Origin of the sequence: Protofrankia sp. Cj3 (assembly GCF_917627355.1) — a bacterium.
GTDB lineage: Bacteria > Actinomycetota > Actinomycetes > Frankiales > Frankiaceae > Protofrankia.
Genome location: NZ_CAKJTR010000219.1, coordinates 8,221 through 9,462 on the forward strand (window position 1 = coordinate 8,221; position 1,242 = coordinate 9,462).

General features: G+C 65.1%; 1 protein-coding gene and 1 pseudogene. One reads left to right on the forward strand and one right to left on the reverse strand.

Annotated elements, in window-relative coordinates; all coding sequences use genetic code 11:
* A pseudogene (locus tag MJ783_RS20645) lies at nt 1–451 on the forward strand (hypothetical protein); the annotation flags it as partial.
* A 383-nt stretch (nt 452–834) separates the two neighbouring features.
* On the opposite strand, the gene MJ783_RS20650 reads toward MJ783_RS20645, so the two are convergent.
* The gene (locus tag MJ783_RS20650) at nt 835–1,038 is read right to left on the reverse strand and encodes a hypothetical protein (RefSeq protein ID WP_239312884.1); all 204 of its coding nucleotides are present in this window, start codon (nt 1,036–1,038) and stop codon (nt 835–837) included.
* Nucleotides 1,039–1,242: the final 204 nt, after the last annotated feature.

Below are 1,242 nucleotides of genomic sequence, written 5' to 3' on the forward strand. Positions count from 1 at the left end.
CGCGCAGCCCACCCCGGTGATCGGGCTGCACCAGCACGGCATGTCCGCCGCCGAGTTCTCCACGTCCATGGCCACCCGCTACAACGAACTCGCCGACGCCGAACCCCGACAGGCCGACGCGCACGACGACCGTGCCCAGGCAGCTTCGTACACCATCGCCGCGTGGCCCGACCTCGACCAGGCTGGTGCGACCGGGCTGCGTTCCTACGTCCGGCTGGAACTCGCCCGAGTCGTCCTCGACGACGACCCGAAGATGGCGGCGGAACTACTCATCGATGTCGCCGACGTCTCCCAGCAGCGCCCCGTCGACCACCTGATCGGCCAATACCACACCGTTGCCCGTAGCATCGCTGACCGTGATATCGGCCTCGGCCGGCAACTCACCGACCGCCTCCGTGAATGGCGCGGGCCCATCGCGGGCGGCGGCATCACCCGGCGTTTCTTCGCGTAGCCAGAGCGGCCCCGGGCCGCCGTCACGCGGCACTCCGGACGAGCCGAACCGGCTCCACCCGACAGGAACCTGGCCTGATGAGTCAGGGCTGCGGCAAGGTAACAATCCGCATTGATCGAACTACGCGGTTCGCCGGTCAGGCCTCGGTGAAGACCTCGCAGATGATCAGGAAGCGCCGTAATGGCAGGAGGTTTGCCGCCCTGCCGGCTCGGTGAGGCCGACCGATGTCAACTACGTTGAGCTATCTCGTCTAACCAAAAGTGATCTCAGTGCAGCCCTGCATGATGAGTGCCCCGGCCGTTTGGCAGGGGCACTCATCATGCCAGTGGCCGTGATCCCGATTCCCGGTGTCGGGCGATCATCTTCCGGAGGGCGACGAGGCATTACCAGTCTCGTATCCAGCTCAAGACCGTACGTCCTTTCTGGGTGAGGACACCTCGTTCCTCAAACGACACCAGGGAGGAACGTATCTCTACGGCGATCTCACTCCGGACGTCGTTCTCACTGCAGGCATCACCGAGTAGGCGCAGCGTGACCGCCAGCTCTTCCACCAGATCGACACGATCCGGTTCCCGGCGATACAACACCCGGCGGATATCCGCCGCCATCACGAACAGGCGGCGGGCTTTGTCGCTTTTCTGGCGGTCACTGAGCGTGATGCAGGTTAGGGGAGAGGGGTGAAGGTAGGAGTGTCTTCATCGGAGCCGCGCCAGAGGTATTCGGTCAGCCGCCAGCCTGCCTCCCGCTCCTGGGCGGGATTGGCCGGCAACGGCCAGCGCAGCTGCTGGTAG